21 protein-coding genes are annotated in these 18,566 nt (G+C 55.5%); 14 read left to right on the top strand and 7 right to left on the bottom strand.

The features are described from left to right. Positions 1–18 precede the first annotated feature (18 nt). Both ON072_RS10905 and ON072_RS10900 read left to right on the top strand, forming a co-directional pair. Positions 19–576: an FMN-binding protein gene (locus tag ON072_RS10905; RefSeq protein WP_274626052.1), complete on the top strand. Its 558-nt coding sequence runs from the start codon at positions 19–21 to the stop codon at positions 574–576. Beyond that, complete coding sequence (locus tag ON072_RS10900) at positions 573–1,322, top strand: PepSY-associated TM helix domain-containing protein (protein ID WP_274626051.1); 750 nt, start codon at positions 573–575, stop codon at positions 1,320–1,322. The genes ON072_RS10905 and ON072_RS10900 overlap by 4 nt, the downstream gene beginning before the upstream one ends. Positions 1,323–1,324: 2 nt before the next feature. On the opposite strand, the gene ON072_RS10895 is transcribed toward ON072_RS10900, so the two are convergent. The 4 genes from ON072_RS10895 to ON072_RS10880 all read right to left on the bottom strand — a co-directional run bounded on the left by ON072_RS10895 (position 1,325) and on the right by ON072_RS10880 (position 6,331). Then, on the bottom strand, positions 1,325–3,127 hold the full coding sequence (locus tag ON072_RS10895) for an ABC transporter transmembrane domain-containing protein (RefSeq protein ID WP_391564783.1): 1,803 nt from the start codon (positions 3,125–3,127) through the stop codon (positions 1,325–1,327). Between the two features lie 62 nt (positions 3,128–3,189). After that, complete coding sequence (gene hutZ, locus ON072_RS10890) at positions 3,190–3,723, bottom strand: heme utilization protein HutZ (RefSeq protein WP_025008892.1); 534 nt, start codon at positions 3,721–3,723, stop codon at positions 3,190–3,192. Beyond that, positions 3,720–4,211 (bottom strand): heme utilization cystosolic carrier protein HutX, encoded by a 492-nt coding sequence (gene hutX, locus ON072_RS10885; RefSeq protein ID WP_234504051.1) that lies wholly within the window; start codon positions 4,209–4,211, stop codon positions 3,720–3,722. The genes hutZ and hutX overlap by 4 nt, the downstream gene beginning before the upstream one ends. Before the next feature lie 68 nt (positions 4,212–4,279). Continuing rightward, the gene (locus ON072_RS10880) at positions 4,280–6,331 is read right to left on the bottom strand and encodes a TonB-dependent hemoglobin/transferrin/lactoferrin family receptor (protein WP_274626055.1); all 2,052 of its coding nucleotides are present in this window, start codon (positions 6,329–6,331) and stop codon (positions 4,280–4,282) included. Positions 6,332–6,758: 427 nt separating this feature from the next. Here ON072_RS10880 and ON072_RS10875 point away from each other — a divergent pair, with 427 nt between their 5' ends. The 8 genes from ON072_RS10875 to ON072_RS10840 all read left to right on the top strand — a co-directional run bounded on the left by ON072_RS10875 (position 6,759) and on the right by ON072_RS10840 (position 13,257). Next, positions 6,759–7,565, top strand: a complete 807-nt coding sequence (locus tag ON072_RS10875) for an energy transducer TonB (protein WP_107005101.1) — start codon at positions 6,759–6,761, stop codon at positions 7,563–7,565. Between the two features lie 14 nt (positions 7,566–7,579). After that, the gene (locus ON072_RS10870) at positions 7,580–8,296 is read left to right on the top strand and encodes a MotA/TolQ/ExbB proton channel family protein (RefSeq protein WP_028779489.1); all 717 of its coding nucleotides are present in this window, start codon (positions 7,580–7,582) and stop codon (positions 8,294–8,296) included. Then, the gene (locus ON072_RS10865; RefSeq protein WP_025008886.1) at positions 8,293–8,700 is read left to right on the top strand and encodes an ExbD/TolR family protein; all 408 of its coding nucleotides are present in this window, start codon (positions 8,293–8,295) and stop codon (positions 8,698–8,700) included. Before ON072_RS10870 ends, ON072_RS10865 begins: the two co-directional genes overlap by 4 nt. Positions 8,701–8,764: 64 nt before the next feature. Then, a complete protein-coding gene (locus ON072_RS10860) occupies positions 8,765–9,604 on the top strand; it encodes a heme/hemin ABC transporter substrate-binding protein (protein WP_044735179.1) in 840 nt (279 codons plus the stop codon). Between the two features lie 2 nt (positions 9,605–9,606). Then, a complete protein-coding gene (locus ON072_RS10855; protein WP_243881687.1) occupies positions 9,607–10,626 on the top strand; it encodes a FecCD family ABC transporter permease in 1,020 nt (339 codons plus the stop codon). A gap of 59 nt (positions 10,627–10,685) precedes the next feature. Continuing rightward, entirely contained in the window at positions 10,686–11,480 is a 795-nt protein-coding gene (locus ON072_RS10850; RefSeq protein ID WP_391564784.1) for a heme ABC transporter ATP-binding protein, read from the top strand. A 170-nt stretch (positions 11,481–11,650) separates the two neighbouring features. Beyond that, positions 11,651–11,992 carry a DUF2956 domain-containing protein gene (locus tag ON072_RS10845; protein ID WP_025888641.1) on the top strand — a complete coding sequence of 114 codons (342 nt, stop codon included), beginning with the start codon at positions 11,651–11,653 and terminating at the stop codon, positions 11,990–11,992. 206 nt (positions 11,993–12,198) lie between these two features. Then, entirely contained in the window at positions 12,199–13,257 is a 1,059-nt protein-coding gene (locus ON072_RS10840; protein WP_208160117.1) for a hypothetical protein, read from the top strand. Here ON072_RS10840 and ON072_RS10835 read toward each other — a convergent pair. Then, complete coding sequence (locus tag ON072_RS10835; protein WP_025008880.1) at positions 13,159–13,464, bottom strand: winged helix-turn-helix domain-containing protein; 306 nt, start codon at positions 13,462–13,464, stop codon at positions 13,159–13,161. The genes ON072_RS10840 and ON072_RS10835 overlap by 99 nt on opposite strands. 225 nt (positions 13,465–13,689) lie before the next feature. Here ON072_RS10835 and ON072_RS10830 point away from each other — a divergent pair, with 225 nt between their 5' ends. From ON072_RS10830 to ON072_RS10820, 3 genes are read left to right on the top strand one after another with little or no spacing between them, the layout of a single operon-like run. After that, positions 13,690–14,238, top strand: coding sequence for a PH domain-containing protein (locus ON072_RS10830; RefSeq protein ID WP_054743608.1), 549 nt, complete (start codon positions 13,690–13,692; stop codon positions 14,236–14,238). Positions 14,239–14,243: 5 nt separating this feature from the next. Continuing rightward, the gene (locus ON072_RS10825) at positions 14,244–15,722 is read left to right on the top strand and encodes a PH domain-containing protein (protein ID WP_274626054.1); all 1,479 of its coding nucleotides are present in this window, start codon (positions 14,244–14,246) and stop codon (positions 15,720–15,722) included. Positions 15,723–15,747: 25 nt separating this feature from the next. Next, on the top strand, positions 15,748–16,311 hold the full coding sequence (locus tag ON072_RS10820; protein WP_274626050.1) for a DUF924 family protein: 564 nt from the start codon (positions 15,748–15,750) through the stop codon (positions 16,309–16,311). A gap of 25 nt (positions 16,312–16,336) precedes the next feature. Here the strand turns inward: ON072_RS10820 and ON072_RS10815 are convergent, their stop codons facing one another. Next, positions 16,337–16,768, bottom strand: a complete 432-nt coding sequence (locus ON072_RS10815; protein ID WP_025008878.1) for a universal stress protein — start codon at positions 16,766–16,768, stop codon at positions 16,337–16,339. A gap of 89 nt (positions 16,769–16,857) precedes the next feature. Here ON072_RS10815 and ON072_RS10810 point away from each other — a divergent pair, with 89 nt between their 5' ends. Beyond that, positions 16,858–18,102, top strand: coding sequence for a lysozyme inhibitor LprI family protein (locus tag ON072_RS10810; protein WP_186295211.1), 1,245 nt, complete (start codon positions 16,858–16,860; stop codon positions 18,100–18,102). A gap of 51 nt (positions 18,103–18,153) precedes the next feature. Here ON072_RS10810 and ON072_RS10805 read toward each other — a convergent pair whose 3' ends face one another. Beyond that, positions 18,154–18,537: an STAS/SEC14 domain-containing protein gene (locus ON072_RS10805; protein ID WP_028779496.1), complete on the bottom strand. Its 384-nt coding sequence runs from the start codon at positions 18,535–18,537 to the stop codon at positions 18,154–18,156. Between the last annotated feature and the right edge of the window lie 29 nt (positions 18,538–18,566).

The following is an 18,566-nucleotide window of genomic DNA, read 5'->3' as shown; positions in this document are numbered from 1 at the left end:
GCCCTCATTGAGGCACTTATGAAGACCCTTATTGCACTACTCTCACTGTTTTTGCTGCCACTCACTCAAACCCAGGCGGCGCAAAGCGTTTATCAAAGCCCGGCGGACTTTGTCACCCAGGCCTTGGGAGACCAAAGTAAAAGTCAAGCAAAAGCCAAAGTCTTTTGGTTCAACGCCGAGCAACGCCAGGTCATAGAAGAGATACTGGCCCACGATTTTCGGCCGCTGCGTACCCGCTATTGGCAGCAGGGAGACGACACAGTCTGGATCCTGGAGGAAATTGGCAAAGAAGCGCCAATCACGGTTGGCATTCAGGTGCGCCATGGGCAGATTTATCGCACCAAGGTGCTTATCTACCGCGAGAGCCGCGGCGATGAGGTCAGGCACGACTTCTTTACCGACCAATTTAAATCGGCGACACTCACAAAAGATAAACAGCTGGACAAACATATAGATGGCATTACCGGAGCAACGCTTTCCGTCAGGGCCCTGACCAAACTGGCCCGCATCGCCCTCTATCTTGACCGGCAACTCAGCCTGCAACACGGTCAGCAACAACACAGCGAGCCCAGATGACACGTAAACATCCGGACTTTCGAGTCCGTCTCTTGCGCACCCTGCGCCCCTGGCACAGACGTATTGGCATCATCAGCAGTGTGCTTGTGTTGCTGCTGACTCTGACCGGCCTGGCCTTGAATCACAGCCGTGAGCTGAACCTATCCCAAGGCGTGCACTGGCAATGGCTGCAAGACTATTACGGCATTGGCGCCCCGGAAGATGTCAATGTCTGGCAAGCCCAGCCGCTGGTGGGCAGCAGTCAGGGTCAGGCCTGGATAGCCGGCACGCCGCTAGCCGAGCAAACCGATGAGATACTGGCCATAGCTCCCTTTGAAGACAAGTGGCTGCTGCTGACCCGAAACAGTTTAACGATTTTGAGCCAGGATCTTGCTGTGCTGGAAACCCAAACCGAGCTGACAGGTTTGCCGCCGCAGATAAACGCCATGGCGGTCGAGCCCGGCAGTGTCTGGCTGAAAACACCCCGGGGCCAGTATCGCAGCGACAGCGAACTGTTGGACTGGCAAGCGGCCACCAGCCTGGTCGCCCTCCCCTGGATAAAACCACTCGAAGGGGCAAAGATACAAACGCAGCAGTTGATCGGAGATATTCGCGCCAGTCGCCTGTCCTGGCACAGGGTTCTTCAGGATCTGCACAGCGGCCGAATCTTCGGCGCTGCCGGCAGTTATCTGATGGATCTGGCGGCGATCGCCTTATTATTGCTGGCCGTGACTGGACTGATTATATATTTAAAACAGAAGCGCTAAGATCAAGCCAGCGATGATGCCTGCCCGGGCTCGTGTGAGCTCCCGGCCAGACTATCGGGCGCGAGCAACTGCAGACTGGCAAACTCACGGTACAGCGGGCTGGTTTGCATCAACTCGCTGTGGCTGCCACTGGCCAATAATCGCCCCCGCTCCAGCACCAGAATACGGTCGGCATTGAGCACTGTCGCCAACCTGTGGGCTATGATGAGCGTGGTTCGTCCCGCCATCAACTCATCCAAAGCCTGCTTGACCTTGACTTCACTGACCGCATCCAGGGCACTGGTGGCTTCATCGAGCAGCAGTAAAGGCCTGCGGGCCAAGATGGCGCGGGCAATGGCAATTCGCTGCTTTTGACCTCCGGAAAGGCGCACGCCACGCTCACCTAAATAGGTATCATACCCCTGGGCAAACTCACTGATAAATTCATGAGCTCTGGCGCCCTTACAGGCGGCAACCACCTCTTCCAGGCTGGCCTCCGGGCGGCCATAACGCACATTTTCCAGCACACTGGTGGCGAAGATCACCGACTCCTGGGGCACCAGGGCAAACTGTGCCCTCAGGCTCGCCAATGATACAGAAGCGATATCGACGCCATCGAGCAGAATGCGGCCGCAACTCGGCTGATAGAAACGCTGCAGCAGCTGAAACAACGTACTCTTGCCGGCGCCGCTGGGCCCAACCAGAGCCACCCGTTCACCGGGTTGAATATGGATATTGAGATCCTCAAGCACTGCTGCGCCCTCATCATAGGCAAAACTCAGCTGCTCTATCCTGAGTTCTCCCTTGAGCGGACTGGGCAGCGCCAGCGGCTTGGCCGGCTCGGCAATATTTGCCTTGGACTCGGCCAGCTCCATCAAGCGTTCGCTGGCACCGGCAGCCCGCTGAATATCCCCTATCACTTCGCTTATGGTGGCCACGGCGCCGGCCACCATCATGGCGTAAAACATGAATGCCGACAGCTCACCGGCGCTGACTACACCGGCCATTACGTCTCTGGCCCCCACCCAGGTCACAGCCACTATGGCACCGATAGTCAGCAACATGACAGAGGAGATCAACGCCGAGCGATAGCGGATGCGGCCACTGGCAGCACGCATCACCGCCGCCAGGTAGCCGTCAAAATTGTCGCGATCGCGAGCCTCGTGACCATAGGATTGTACCGTGTGGATCTCATGCAAGGTTTCATCCACATAGGCACCGAGATCGGCGACACTGTCCTGACTGGTGCGCGCAAGCTTGCGTACCCGCCGCCCGAGCAAACCTACAGGCACCAACACCAGCGGTACGGCCAGCAGCACCAAGGCCGTGAGCTTGATGCTGGTAAAAGCCATCATCACCAAGCCACCTATAGTGGTCACTGAAGATCTCAGTGCCATCGACAGGCTAGAACCGATAACTGTCTGCAACAGAGTGCTGTCGGCGGTAAAACGGGAGATGATTTCCCCGGTGCGCAAGCGGGCGAAAAACACCGGGCTTTGTTCCAGTAACCTGTGATACACCAAGCGGCGAATATCGTTGCTGACTTTCTCACCGAGCCAGGTCATCAGATAAAAGCGGCAGAACACGGCCACGGCACTGACCAGGGTGATCCCCAGAATAAACAACACAATTTCGTTGAGGCGGCCCGAGTTGTCGGCCATAAAGCCCTCATCCACTATCAAGCGAACCCCTTGCCCCAGGGCCAGCCAGGCCAGAGACCCCAGCAGCAGAAACAGCAGCGCCAGGGCGACTCGTAGACGATAAGGCTTAAGAAAGCTCAGGATCCAGGGCAGGATCCGAGCCGAAGCGATTTGAGGAGCAGACAAGCGAAAATCCAGACAGTGACTATTAATCAGGATTGTGGCGCCAAAGCGCCGATGAGTCCAGCTCAGGCAGGCACGGCCTTGGGCGTTCCATGGTGGCCATCACGCATCCAGTTGACATCCAACAACTCGGCACCACTGAGACTGAACGCCTGGCCAAAGCCTTTGACATAGAGACCGCGCTCGGGCACCAGCTTAAACAGGTTGAAATCGGTCAATGCCGCCAGGTTATCTATCATCTCACCGAAGCGTCCGGACAGCACCTGTACCCCTTTGGCAAAGCCCTGGCTGTCTCTTGCTATCAGTTCGGCGGCGGCATCAAAGGTCAGGCGGCGGCGGGCAAACACGCTGCGCGCCTCGGCTTCGTCTTCCACCAGCATCACAGATACCCGCGGTGACTGTTTGAGGTTAATACCGTGACGCGCCAGATCGCTTACCAGAATATAGAAGCCATCATCGGCCAGCGCGAACGGCGCATAACTGGCGTTGGGGATCCCGTTGGCATCCTGGGTCGCCAACTGCAAGGTGGTACGCCCCTGTTTGAAATCTTCGATTTCCGGCAGCAGTTTTTCCTGCAGGCGTTGGTTTTCACTGGTCATATTTCCCCCTTTTTGGCAGCCACTTCACCACGGTGACGCCAGTCGGCAAACAGTGCCAACTGTGGCGGCAGCAGCTTGCGTTGTTGATCCCGGCCCAGATAGACCTTAAAAACGATGGCGCCATCAGGGCCAAAGAAGTTAATCGAATGGCTTTCAGTGCCCCGAAATGGACGACTTATCAAGGCGATGGCGCTGAAATTCTCCAATTTCAGATGGCCATGCAGGCCATCTCCCTTGCTGTAGAGGTTAAAGTAGCCATGAGCCGTCTTTCCCTTGGGGAAGTCGCCTTTAAATTCAAATATCTGCCCGGCAACTGTGACTATGGTGGTCAATTTGCCCCACTCAGGCAGTGCCTGCAACAGGGTTTCCAGCCATTCCAGCGGCAAGAATTGCTGCTGCTCGGCCGGTAATGCCTGCACCACCTCAAGCTCAGAAATCCCCAGATTGGCGGCGGCATCGGCCGGTAACCACTCGGGGTGTTCCAGCATGGCGGCGGCTATCTGCAGGCGGCCAGCGGCCGCCCTTGTTGTATCGCTTATCTGCATCTGTTGCTCCATCAGAAACGGTAACGGGCCGAGAGCTTGAAGTTGCGCCCTTGATCCATCAGGGTTTGCCAGGCTTGGATGTATTCTTCATCGCCAATGTTTTCAATGGCAAAGTCGACCCGCAGCCCTTCGAAGGTCCCCATGGCAGGCTCCCAGGCCAGATACACATCCCATAGGGTGTAGTCCTGGTAGCGGTTAACCGGGTTATCTTCGGGCACCCTGTCTTGACTGGCGTTATAGCTGACCCGGGTTCCCAGCTTCATATCGCCCGCCATGATCCCCTGCGACAAGTCGAGCACCAGCTTGTTGGCCGGAATATTGGCCAGATAGCCCCCATCATGTCTGTCTTTGCCTTCAGTCTGGCCGTAGCTGAGCGATAGGCGGGTCTGGTTGATGCGATACTTTCCTGTCAGCTCGAAGCCGGTCAGTCTGGCCTTGTCGACGTTATCCCAGCGGGTGTTCTGCTCGAGCCCGGGGATGCCGTGCAGTGGATTGGTCACCCGCTGCTCGATAAAGTCGTCGACATCGTTTCTGAATACACTCAGGCTCAGCGCCAGTTCATCGTTGCCCGCCAGCTCGGCAAAGCGCATATCGGCCTTCAGTTCCTTGTTCTTGGCCTTTTCAGCCTTGAGGTTTTCATTGACCTCAAAGGTATTGCACAGGCCGTTGGGCAAGAAATTGGGGATGGGAGGAATACAGTAGTGAGTGCCACTGGAGTACATCTCCTCCACTGATGGCGCGCGGAAGGCTTCATCGTAACGGGCGCTGAGTGTCAGCCATGGCGCTGTCTTCCACACCAGTGCCAACGAGGGAGACAAGGCATCGTCATCACTGGAATGGCCCAGGTTATTGCTTTCGTTTTCAAAGCTGTCGTAACGCAGCGCCGGATCCAATGACCAGTTTTCCCCCAGAGCGATATTGGCGGCCAAGAAAGCGCCCCACACCCGAGACTCTCCATCTATGTTGCCGGGACGCTGACCGCTCTGGCCGCTGTCATCACGGAAGGTTTCTATCTGGTCGCGGTAGCCGTCCAGACCATAGGTTAATTTGAGCCCCTGCCATTGACTGCGATTGGCAATACTAAACCCCAGGGTCTCATATTCTGTGGTGTCGAACTGGCCCTTGGTCAGGCGATTCTCATCATAATCTGTCTTATTCCAGTAGAACTTGGCATCCAGATCCAGCAGGGCGTTGCTACTTGGTGCCAGACTGTAGTCCAGGGTCAGGTTGGAATCTTTACTTTCGCGGCGCACCAGAGGCACACTGTTGCTGACATCTGTGGCCGGGTTGCTGGGCACGGCTTCGGAGATCTCATTGATCCTGCCGGAAAGTTGCAGCCTTTGCGCCTCATCCAACTGCCAACCGAACTTGGCCAAGCCACTGCGACTGCGGCTGGCACTGTTTTCCAGGGTATTGTCATTACCTGCCTTGATGTTGTCACCATCGCTGTAGCTGCCGTTCAACAACCAGTCGATACTGCCCTTGGCGCCATAAATGGCACCACTGCTCTTGCTGCGCTGGCCATTGGTTTCATAGCCCTGCTTTAGATAACCACCAAAGCTCTGGCCTTCGTCGAGCATCTCCCTGGCCGACTTGGTGTTTTGTGATACCACACCGCCTATGGCGCCACTGCCCCAAAGGCTGGAAGCCGGGCCGCGTACCACCTCAACAGAACTGAGCAGCTCAGGGTCCATAAAGAAGGTACCTCTGTGGCCGGCGCTGGTGTTTTGCCTGGCGCCATCTATGGTCTGCAATACCCTCTGACCACTGAGACCACGAATTTCCACCTGCTGGGCAGACGCCCTGGGGCCATTGGCGATATTGATGTTGGCTTCAGTCTTGAGCACTTCGGCCACCGAGTCGCCCTGCTTCTCGGCCAACTGCTCTTCGCCGACAACCGCAGCACTGCGGCTGGACTCAGAGACTTTCTCCTGAATGCGGGTAGCACTTACCAGCACCTCATCAAATTCTGCTGTTTTCACCTGCTCGGCAACAGCGGCCAGACTCAGGAAGGGGGTTCCCAATGCCAGAGTAATAGCCATAACCAGCGGCTTTCTATTCATCATCTTGATCCTCAAACAGATTATCAGGCTGTATCTCCAGCCTTTCTCATGGAAGTGGTGTTTCTGAAAAACAAGTTGAGACAGAGGGCCGCAGGCCCGGGATAACACCACTTAAGCTGGCACTCTAGCTTAGCTTTAGAAAAGGATCAAATAATAATTATTATCATTTGCGATCTTATTTCTACTCGTATATCTTAACCCAAAGGAAGGGTAAGTTCCGGGAGTGGTGCCGTCTGTAGCGGCAGAATAGCGGCGCTATCCAAACGGTAAAGGCTGGCCGGACAGTAAAGGCAGGAACCATGGAATGGTGGCGGCTCAGGGACAGAGCCGACCCAAGACAGAACAGCATTGAGCCTTACGGGTCATTGCTTAGTTGAATTTGAACATTCACCCGCCGCAACAAGCGGTTGTAAACAGGAGTAACGGCGTGACCCCCAAGCGTTATTGTGGTTTTGCGCTCATGGCATTGTCACTTCAGAGTGCCGTATTGGCCTCTCAGACTGCCACCCCAGATCCTTTGGTAATGCCCACCAAGGGCGGTTTGCAGTTGAGTTTCAGCGCAGCTCCTGCTGCAGCGTCCCAAACTGCCTCTGCCCAGACTCAAAACCAGACTGCTACCGCCGAAAGCCACCCTGCGACAAAAGCCCCATCCGCTAAGCATAAAGAAGCTGAACATAAAGCCCCTCAACATCAAGAACCGCTGAAACAGAATGTGGCAAAACCTGAGCCGCCAAAGTCTGAGCAGCTCAAAACCAAGCCGGTCAAAGCGAGTCAGAAACAAACTTCAAAGATAAGCAAGCCACAACCGACTCAGGAAAAGCCGCGAGAGAGAGCAGAAAAATCTGAACCGAAACACGCCTCAACGACTCCGCGAGAAGAGCCTGTGCCCCATGAGGAGAAGCCGGGCATTCCTTCGTCGCCGGTTCAAACAGCCGGCACCTCAGGACTGAATCACACCATAGAGCTGGCTGAGCCTGTATTTGCCAGCCCGCCGACGCCGCCGAGCTACCCCAGACTCGCCCGCAAGCGGGGCTTTGAGGGCACGGCTCTGGTGGACATCTTCTTTGATCATCAAGGCAAAACCCAAAACGCCCTGCTCGTCAGCAGCTCAGGCTATTCCATTCTGGATGAAGCGGCATTGGCCGCTGTACGCCACTGGCAGTTCAGCATTCCTTCCCAAGCCTCAGCCGCCCGTTTCAAAGTCAGGGTGCCGGTTCGCTTCGCCCTTAATTAACAGTTGGAGACACGATGGAATTAAGTTTGTACCAAAGCCTGCACCAGCAACTTGGCGATCTCACCTGGCCTTTGCTCATCTGCGCCTTTCTGACCCTGATGATATTGCTGGAGCGCTTTGCCATCTTGTTGCCGAGCCTGTTCAGGCGCCAATCCTGGCTCGGCGAATTGCGCAGCGGCACACTGGATGAAAGTTGTGACAGCCTGCTTGAACGCCTGAAAGATAACCGGGGACTGATTTCCTGCGGTGCCCGCCATTTGCTGAGGCAGGCCGCACAACCCAAGGCGCTGCGGGAAGAGTTGTTGTCACTTTGGCTGGCAAAGGAGAAACGCAAACTCCACGCCGGGCTCAAGTTGCTGCAATACATAGGTGCCATCAGCCCGCTTCTGGGTTTGCTCGGCACTGTGCTGGGGTTACTGGAGATGTTCAACGATATTGGCGCCAATCAGAGTGACAGCATCACTCCGGCCTTGTTGGCTTCAGGCTTGGGATTGGCCATGTACACCACAGCCGCCGGCCTGTTGATCGCCGTACCCGCGCTGTTGGGAGCACAGCTGTTCGGACTCTGGGCCGAGCGCTCAGTGGCCTCCTGCGCCCATGTACTGAATCAACTCAACCTTTGGCTGGAAGGGGTTCCACTGCAGGGCGAAGACAATGATTACGCTGCTTTTAACCTGACCAAACTCAGTCAAATCAATGGCAAGCGTCGCCATCCGGAGCCGCTGTCATGATTGAAATTAAGGAAGAGCATGGCCTGGATAGCGGCCTGGATCTAACCCCATTGATAGACATCATCTTCATTGTGCTGGTGTTTTTGCTGCTCACAGCCAATCCCAAGTTATTGAGCCTGCCGATTGAAGTGCCGGATAACAGTGCCACAACTTTGAGCCCACAAGCACAGACTCAATTGACGGTAAGCGTGTTACCCCAGGCGCCGTTCTGGGCGCTCAACGAACAAAAATTTGCCCGGTTCGACGCGTTCGAGCAGGCACTGACTCAGGCGCTGGCCGACAATCCCGAACTGACTTTGGTGGTAGCCGCCGACAAGGAGGCAAGAGTCCAGCCGCTGATGCAACTGCTGAGTCTGCTGCAACGGCTGGAGATCAGCCAGACCAGGGTCCTGATGGAACCCTAAACAACTGATGAAACCTCAGACACAAGTCTGTGGCGATGAGTCCCTGAATTATTTTGGAGCTAGAATGAAAAACTCTCTTATCTTCCTCTGTGGCCTGCTCGCCATGCCGCTTTTTGCCGCTGAAGAGCCCCCCAAGCGAGTGATCAGTGCCGGTGCCGGTGTCACTGAATTGGTGCTGGCATTGGATGCCGCCCCACAACTGGTGGCTGTCGACGCCAGCAGCGCCCTGCCAAAGAAGCTGAAACTGCCAAGACTCGGCTACCACAGAATGCTGTCAGCCGAGGGCATATTGGCGCAAAAACCGGATCTCCTGATTGGCACCTCTGTGATGGGACCGGCCAGCAGCATAGATCTGGTAAAACAGGCCGGTGTGCCGGTTATCACCCTGAAGGCGGCCGATACCGCCGAGCAACTACAGCAAAATATTCTCACTCTGGGAAAGGCCCTGAATAAGGAGAAAGCCGCCACCGAACTAGCCGATACCCTGGGTGGCAGGTTACAGCAGCTGGCGCAATCTGCGGCCAAATTCGAACATCCACCCAGAGTCATGTTTATGTTGCTGCAGTCAGAGCGTCCCGCCAGGGTCGGCGGTGCTGATACGGCCGCCGATATCATTATCCAGCTGGCCGGTGCCACCAACGCCGCCGACTTCAGCGGCTACCGTAGCCTGTCTCAGGAAGGCATTCTGGCGCTCAAGCCAGAGCTGATTTTACTCTCAAGCGCCAGCGAGCAACCCGAGCCTCAAGCCGATAAGCTACTGAAGAGCATGCCGCTACTGGCCCATACTCCGGCCGGAAAAGCCGGTTTGATCCGGGATCTTCAACCTCAGGCATTACTCGGGGGATTGGGTATCTCCGCCATTGAAGCGGCCGAGTCCCTGAATCAGGAACTGCTGGAGCAATAATCATGGCTGCCGTGCTGCCCATCCACCGCCATCCCTGGCTCTGGCCTGGACTCGCCAGCCTGCTGGTGTTTTCCGCATTGCTCTCGATAGCAACCGGGCCTGTGACCATAGGCTTGAGCGATATAATCGACTCCCTGTTTGGCTCAGTCGCCGCCGGGCAGGAAGCCAATGCCCTGATAGTGCAAAATGTCCGTCTGCCGAGAACCTTGCTGGCACTGATTGTCGGCGCCCTGTTGGCACAATGCGGCGCCGTAATGCAAGGCCTGTTTCGTAACCCTCTGGCGGATCCCGGCATCATAGGTGTGTCCTCGGGCGCGGCGCTGGGAGCCGCCATCTGCATAGTGCTACTGCCAAATCTTGGCAGCTATGCCGTCCCCCTTGGTGCTTTTCTCTGCGGTCTGGCAACCAGTTTACTGGTTTACCGGCTCGCCACTTCAGGTGGCAGCACCTCAGTGGTGTTACTCTTGCTGGCAGGGGTGGCTATTACCGCCCTGGCCGGTGCCGGAATTGGCATGCTGACTTTCCTTGCCAACGACATGGCGCTGCGGGATCTCAGCCTGTGGCAACTGGGGGCCATCGCCGGTGCCAGTTGGCAATCCGTATTTATCTGTCTGCCGGTACTGGCCTTGGTGAGTTGGCAGTTCAACAAACAGGCATTGGCGCTCAACGCCCTGTTGCTGGGCGAATCCGAGGCGCGTCATCTGGGCATAGAGGTAGACAGGCTCAAGCTGAAGTTGATCTTGCTCTGCTCTTTGGGTGTCGGTGTTGCCGTGGCGGCCACCGGCATCATAGGTTTTATCGGACTGGTGGTACCGCATCTGGTGCGGCTGCTTAAGGGGCCGGATCATCGGCAACTGCTGCCGCTGAGTGCCATTCTCGGCGCCGTGCTGCTGGCCTTGGCCGACTCAGGGGCCCGCACCTTGATGTCACCGGCCGAGATCCCTGTCGGCCTGATGACGGCTCTGCTCGGCGCTCCCTTCTTCCTCTATCTGCTGCTGAGTCAGCGACGTAAGCTTTATTGAGGTACTCCATGCCTTCACTCGAATCCGTGACCACGACAACTGCCGCACAAACACCGGCTATGTCATTTGAGTCCACCGCGTTTACTGAGCAAGTACTGGAGCTCAAACATCTACATGCCAGAGTCGACAACAAGCCCTTGCTGACCGATGTCAGTTGCCGACTGCAAAGCGGCCAATTTTATGCTCTACTGGGGCCCAATGGCGCCGGCAAGTCCAGTCTGCTGCGGTTGTTGACTCAGGAGCTCAAGGCCGATGCCGGGCGGATAAACTTTCACGGCTCGCCTCTTGGGCAGTGGCCGAAGCAAGCCTTGGCCAGGCATCTGGCCATGTTGCCGCAACACTCGAGTCTCAGCTTTCCCTTCAGCGTTCGTGAAGTGGTAGCCATGGGCCTGTATCCTCTCAGTCTCAGTGCCAGAGATGCCGCCCGACTGGTTGAGCAGCAACTGTGGCGTCTGGATCTGGCTCACCTGAGTGAGCGCAGCTATCCGGCACTGTCCGGCGGTGAACGCCAGCGGGTTCAGTTGGCCAGGGTTTTGACTCAATTGGCCCAGGCCGAGCACTCGCCTGTACTCTTGCTGGATGAACCCACTTCGGCGCTGGATTTGGCCCAGCAACACAGAGTACTGCGACTCGCCAGAGAGCTGGCTCATGAGCAGGGCTACACTGTATTGGCCGTGCTGCACGACCTCAACCAGGCCAGTCACTATGCCGATCAGTTGCTGGTTATGGACAAAGGAAAACTCCTGGTTCAGGGCGAGCCCCAACAGGCTTTGACGCCTGAACTGATTTCCAGGGTCTGGCACTATGAACCGGGAACCTTCGCCGACGCGCAGGGGCAGAGACTCTATTTTTGAAGCGATCAAAATCTTGCCAATAAAGGCCCTTGCAATATGACCCCTGCCATAAGAGCATTTGACCCCGAACAAGTTCAGCACCGGCAAGCGCCTTTGATGTGAGGCCGTCTGTGGTCAGAACTTCAAGCAGGCAGGTATAATCCTTGGGTCAGTCATCAACCCCATCAGAGATGAATAAGAAGCCAGCGATTTCCAACGAAACCCAAACCGAAGCCATGCGCATGGCCAAAGCCACTCAAAAAGCGGGGCAAACCAAGGAGCAAACCCGCCTCATTGCCCAGGGCATAGAGAAAGGCATTGCCGAATACAAGAAGCAACAAAAGGCCAAGGCCAGAGCAAGAGACAAGGCGCGCAAGCAAGAGCTGAGACAGAAAAACAGGCTCCAGCACGACTCGGATGACAGCGCGGATGCGGCAGAAATAACGCCATCCCATGCCCCCAAGTGGCTGCTGTGGTTTCCCTGGATACTGCTTGGCCTTAGCTGGCTTGGGTTTGCTCTCTACCTAGCTTGAAAAACCTGGTCTTAGAAACCAGACTTGAAAAAGCCGGGCTTGGCCATAAAAATGTAAACAGTGCCAACTCGCGACAGGGCTACTCTGTCGCTGCGCATAGAAGCGGATTTATTTAGCGAAAATGAGTGGCGAAAGCTATTAAATAAGCCTTCGCAACACCCGCGATTTTGCGACTCACCCTTTAGGAAGCCTGTCAGGAAGACTCGATGAAAACCACTACTCTCTCGGCCGGCATGGCTTTGTTGTGTAGCTTACTGCTTTGCAACTCAGCAATGGCCTATGATCCCAAACCCGGACACCTGCGCCTCACCGAACTCAGCTATCAGAAACTGGCGCAATGCCGCGGTGAAGTAGTCAACCCTGCCAGATTACAGCGACTGCAGGACGGCAACCTGGCCATGGATGAAGGCGCCGCCAAACTGCCCTCTTCCCTGTATGATAATCCCTGGAGTGATCAACTGTTTCCGGCCTATCGCCGCGTTGGCAACTGGCACTTTTATCATCCGGATAAAACCGACAAAGAGACAGTGCAGCCCGGCCTTGTCAATATGTCACAGCAACGCCTGTGGGCCAGGGCGCAACTTGGGTTAACCATGGCCAATGACTCGGCCCAGCGGGATTACTTTGTCGGTGCCCTGCTGCATCTGTTGCAGGATGTCAGCGTGCCCGCCCATGTCACCCCCGTCTATCACGGGCCGTCCCTTGTTGGCCTGTTTCCGCTGTTCACAACCAAGCTTACCCACTATCTCAAGGGGGAGCGCAGAGCCAAGTTCTATGGCATCAAGGATCCGATAGATTCATCGCCGGTTACTATAGAGCTGGAGGATTTACCATGCCCAACAACCGACTCAAAGCTAAATTATGATGCCATTCGTGAGCTACTGGCACGGCAAACCCTGGCGGCCATGGCCGAGCCCATTCCCAACTGCGGGAACAATCGTTGGCAACTGTTTTGGAACAAAGAACTGCCCCACAACTATTTCAAAGGCTATAACCTGGAGTTACCGCCATTTGGCAGCAATGGTGATCTAGTCGTGGGAATGCAGACGCAGTGCGAATTTAAGGCTAAAGGCAATCAACTGCAGGATCAGCGTTACTATGAATTTATCCAGCAGCGCCATATCCAGGCGGTTCTGGCCGGTATGCTGCTGTTACAACAGGCGGATTCAACTGTCGGCGAACAGCAGGGCGCGGATCTGCTCCAGGTGAGTGCCGACCCAGGCGCTGTTAATCGGGCCCCAGGTGCGGATGTGGTAGTGCCCTGAGTTATTCCGGCGGCCATCCTGAATAAAGTCCACCTGAATACCTATATCGCCGAAGGCGGCAATGGCATCCTGCAAGGTGCGGCGCGGCATACCGGTTTCCTTCTGTAAGGACAACAGGTTATGTTGGGTATCATCTATCAGATGTGCCAGATAGAGCTTACGCAGAAAGGCGGTTTGCTGTTTGGATACCTTATCGGCTTGGAACATACTCATCGTCCTGATGGTTTACAGCCAGTAGCGGCGCGTTTGGGAGGCAAGCGCCACACGGGCAACAAAGTCTTGCTACCAAACTACTTGATATCCAGTTGTTAACACAAGTGCAATCGCTCAGGATCCGGAACTGCATCAAGTCTCTGCCATCCAAGCTAGCGGCTTGAAGCGACAAACTCTCTATTGCTATAGTCAGGTCAATGCCTCAAGGACTCAAAGCACATGGATACCCGCTCGCCCCACTCGCCCCTGCCTCAGCAGCAGTGGTTGGGCTTTGACAGCCAACCCTTGACCCCTTTGTCTCCCCGCTACCGCCAACAATTGCTGTGGCAAAACCTGCTGCTGATGGCGCTGGTCATACTGCTGCTAGTGCCTGCGTTACTGCTCAGCGCCAAGCTGAGTGGTCTTGGAGTCATCATCTCGGTCACGCTGGCACTGCTGCTTTTGGGATTCAAGACCTGGCTCAATCAAAAACAAGCCGAAGCCATGGCTTATGGCGTTTGTGAATATGGCATTTTGCTGCGTGAAGGGCTTTGGTGGCAGAGCCATACCGCCATGCCGGCCAGCAGGCTGCAACATGTGAGCCTGTCTCAGGGGCCATTGCAGCGCCATTTCGGGCTGACAAGTTTGCGCTGCTACAGTGCCGGCAGTTCGGCGGCCGAGGTCAGCCTGCCCGGGCTGGATATTGAAGTAGCCGAAGCGCTGCGCCAACATCTGTTGTCTCTGGCGGGGAAGGATGGCGGTGAAACCTCGATGGAGACGCCGAATTGAGCCAGGTGCAGCAAGCCAACTGGCACTCGCTCTCACCCTGGGCGATCATCAGTTTCAGCCTCACCAGCCTGAAACACTTCCTCAGCAACGGCTATGCCCTGGTGCCTATCCTCTATACCGGCTGGCAGCAGGGATTTGACTCCGTCTGGCTGCCACTGGCACTGGCATTGACCCTGATAGTGATTTTTGCCCATGGGCTGTTGAGCTGGCGCAAATTCCGTTATCGCTTGACTCGAGGACAACTCGAGGTCCACAGTGGCGCCCTGTTCAAGCGCAAAGTCGAGCTGCCGATAGACAGAATTCAGAATGTGCGTCTGGAACAGCCTTTTTACTTCAAGCCGTTGCGACTGGGTAACTTGATAGTGGAAACTGCGGGTTCGGCCAAGGATGAAGCCTGCTTAAGTGCAGTCACCCAAGCTCAGGCCGAGTCACTGAGGCAGCAATTGATGAAACGGGCCGACACAGACGAAAGCGCCCCCACCTCAGCACCGCCAAACTCCCGCTTACTGGTGAAGAAGTCCCTGGCAGAGCTGGCACTCTTTGGCCTGTATCAGAATAATTTTGTTTGGTTTGCCGTCATTGCAGGACCAGTACTCAGCCAGCTCGAAGGCAGTCAACTGATGGAGCTGGGGCTGACACAAGTCTTCGACTGGCATCAGCAGCAGCTCAGTGGCAACCTGCTGCTGGAGCTGGGGTTCCTTGTTGGCCTTCTGCTCCTTGGCTATCTGCTGTTTTCCTTGATCTCAATAGTCGCGGCGCTGCTGAAATATGCCCCCTACCGCCTGACCCAGGAACTGGAAACATTACAGCGTAGCGGCGGCCTGCTGTCCCACCAGCAAGACATACTCAAGCAGCACAGAATTCAACTCATCAGTTTGCAGCAGCCGCTACTGGCCCGCTGGCTGAAACGCTGGACTCTGAGCTTCAAGCAGGTAAAAGGCAATGAGGTGGAAGGCGGCAGCAACAATCACATGTTGGTGCCATCGCTCGGTAGAGGCGAAGTGCACCGCCTGCTGAAAAGGCTCAACCAAAGAAGCAGCAAGGCCGACCGTATTCCGAATCGTTGGCACCCCATTCACCCGAGCTGGTTTTACTATAGGGCGCTGTGGTGCTTAACGCCGGCGCCGCTGACATGGGCATTTACCGGCCCTACAGCAGAGACCTGGTTGCTGTTGCTGGCCGGAATGTTGGCTGTCCTGGCGCTTTATCTGCGCTATCGTCAATGGGGTTTTTGGCGGGTTGAAAACGATCTCTGGATCCACAAGGGGCTCCTAGGCCACAGTTGGCAGTTGGTGTCGCTGAGCAAGGTGCAACATCTGCAGCTGATCCAAAGCCGGGGGCAAAAACGCCGAGGCCTCGCCAGCCTCAAACTTGGGCTGGCCAGCGGCGAACTGACACTGCCTGCCATTCCGCTGGCCAAGGCGCAGGATATCGCGGCGCAAACCCTTGGGCTTATCGCCCATGATCACAGCAACTGGATTTAATCCCATTCAAATAGAAGGAATTGCCATGTCAGTTCAAATCGCTTCCGAGTACAGGCCACAACAGATAATCCATTTTTGGTTTGAGGAGATAGGCCCCAAGGCTTGGTGGGTCAAGGATCCTGAGTTTGACAACACAATTGAGCATCGTTTCGGTGCCTTGCTGAATGCTGCCCGTCAGGGCGAGTTATGGCATTGGCGACAAACACCACAAGGGCGCCTGGCGGAAATTTTGCTGCTGGATCAGTTCTCGCGCAACATTCACCGCGACACTCCTGATGCCTTCAGTGCCGATCCCATGGCATTGGCTCTGGCGCAGGAGGCGATCAGCATAGGCGCCGACAAACAGCTGCAAGCCCCTATGCTGGCATTTCTTTATATGCCCTTTATGCACAGCGAGTCGGCGGTTATTCATCAGCAGGCACAGAAACTGTTCGCCTCGGAACAAACCAAGGACAACTATGACTTTGAGTTGAGGCACAAGGCGATTATTGACAAGTTTGGCCGTTATCCCCATCGCAATGTCATATTGGGACGGCAGTCGACCGCCGAGGAGCTGGCCTTTCTCGAGCAGCCCGGCTCCTCGTTCTAGTACTCATTCAAGCCGCATCGACTTGTTACTTCACCACCAACACGGGGCAGCGAGCCTTGTTGGCCACGGCCTCGGCCACATTGGTACTGAGAAAATGGGCCAGGCCGCTACGACCGTGGCTGGCAATCACTATCATACCGACATCGGCAGACTCGGCTTCGGCCAGGATCTCCTCAACTGCGTCACCGCGGCGAATGACAGTTTCAATTTTCAGTGGACTGTTCAGCTTGGCCAGCAACTCATGCATCTTCTCGGCGGCGGCCTTCTCCATGGTTTGCGCCAACTCTTCCGGAGTGATGATCAACAACTGATAGTTTTCATCACCTATGGGCTGATCCACTACGTGCAAAATACGCAGCCCAACATGGTAAAGGTTGGCCATTTCAATGGCATATCTCAATGCATTGGCAGCTGTATCACTGAAATCAGTGGGCCAGAGGATATCTTTGTTACGCATAGTGACCTCCTTGACACGACAGGCATCGACTGATGAGATACCTGTCGAATAATATCAACAAGTTATATTGCAATATTTTGAAGCACCCTATGAATACTTTACTCCATTTACCCGCAGCAGTAAGCCTATTGGTGATTATTTTTACTCCAGTTTACGCCGAGGATGCCGCCAGCCTGGTAGAGCGTGCCAAGGCGCTGCAACAAGCCGGACAGAGCCAGCAGGCCAAGCCGCTCTATGAGCAGGCTGCGGCCCTTGGCAGCAGAGAAGCCCACTTCATGCTGAGCTACAGTTATTCCTTACCTTTGGCTGAAGACATAGCGCATTTAAGCCAGGCTGCAAGGGCCGGTCACCCCAAGGCATTCTATTACCTGACAGATCGCCTGTTGACCCGCGGCGGCACAGAAAACAGTGCCGATCCTGTCAGGCTGGGCGAGGTGTTAAAACAGTATCAAAGTCACCATCCGGACTTTAACTTCGACTATCAAACCACACTGGATGCCTGCATCTATGCCGGCAAGCCCGATTTCAACCGGCTTAATGCTCTGAGCGCTCCCTTAGAGGAAGGCTATAGCTATCGTTTGTGGCAACAGGCTGAAAACCTCTCCAAACTGCAAGATGGCAACAATTATGATCGCCAGGTGCTGCAGCTCATCTGTTATGGCGCCGAGGTACCGGCCGAGCTGGATATCGCCGTCAAAGACAGACTCAAACTCGACCCTGGTGCCAAACAGACCACTGAATTTGATCTCTGCAACGCGATTACCAGTGGTATGGGAATGGGCTTTTGCGCCTCACGGGAAGAGAAGCGACTGGAGCAACAGCGCCTCGCCAAACAAGAAGGGATCAACCAAAGCATCAAGCAACGCCTGGGGCAAGCGCCGCTTAAATTGCTCGAGCCGGCCAACCGCGCATTCGAGCTGTGGCTGCAAGCGAAAACCTCAAGGGAAGAAGGCCATGGCGGCAGCGGGCGCAGCGCCTTTATTATCGGCTCCCAGAGCGAGCAGCGGCAAGACTATCTGGCACGTTTGGAAAAGCTCAGTAACGAAGAGCAAGTGGTGAGCACTTTCCCTGACTTTGCCGGCGCCGACAAAGAGCTCAACCAGCTGTACCGCGCCTTGATGAAGAAACTGCGCCCGGCGGATGACCCCGAGCTTTATATGTTTGAAGTGACCAAAGAAGACCTTCGCGCGGTGCAGAGGTTGTGGCTTAAATACCGCGACAGCAATGCACGCCTATTTGCCGCGCTCCAGGAATCCACCACTGAGCAAGAGTGGCAAGCACTCTTGACTCAGGAGCGTAGCGAGCAGCTCAAAACCCTGTTGGAATGGCAATAAAAAAACGCCCGCACCTCCTCACAGGTCGCGGGCATTTCATGGCAAGGCGGTTTAGTCTTTCAGCCAGTCGATGGCATCGAGGCGATCAACAAAGAACTTCATGTCCCCTGGCGTAAACCAGTCGGCCATCTTGGTCATCCATTCCTGCAAACTGGTATTGCCTATGATGGCAATCTTCTCGAAATGGCGCCCATGCTTGATCCCCAACTTGAGATCGTCCCACATGGCCCTGGCTTCCCAACCATCCATTTCGGTGACATCCAGCAGAGCGTAAATATCCGGATCCTTCACACCGGCTATCGCCGATTCCAGCATAGGCACCATGTATTCATAGTCTTCGTGGGTCAGTTTTCCCACGGCTTTCATGGTGACAAAGAAATCGTCATCACCATAACGCTCAATTCCGATTGAAATACCATGCATGTTCAAGCTCATCATCAATTCCTTATGTCAACGATTTCAAA

This window comes from Shewanella sp. K8 (genome assembly GCF_028823715.1).
In the GTDB taxonomy this organism is placed as follows: Bacteria; Pseudomonadota; Gammaproteobacteria; order Enterobacterales; family Shewanellaceae; genus Shewanella; species Shewanella algae.
This window is presented reverse-complemented; position numbering and strand designations above follow the sequence as displayed.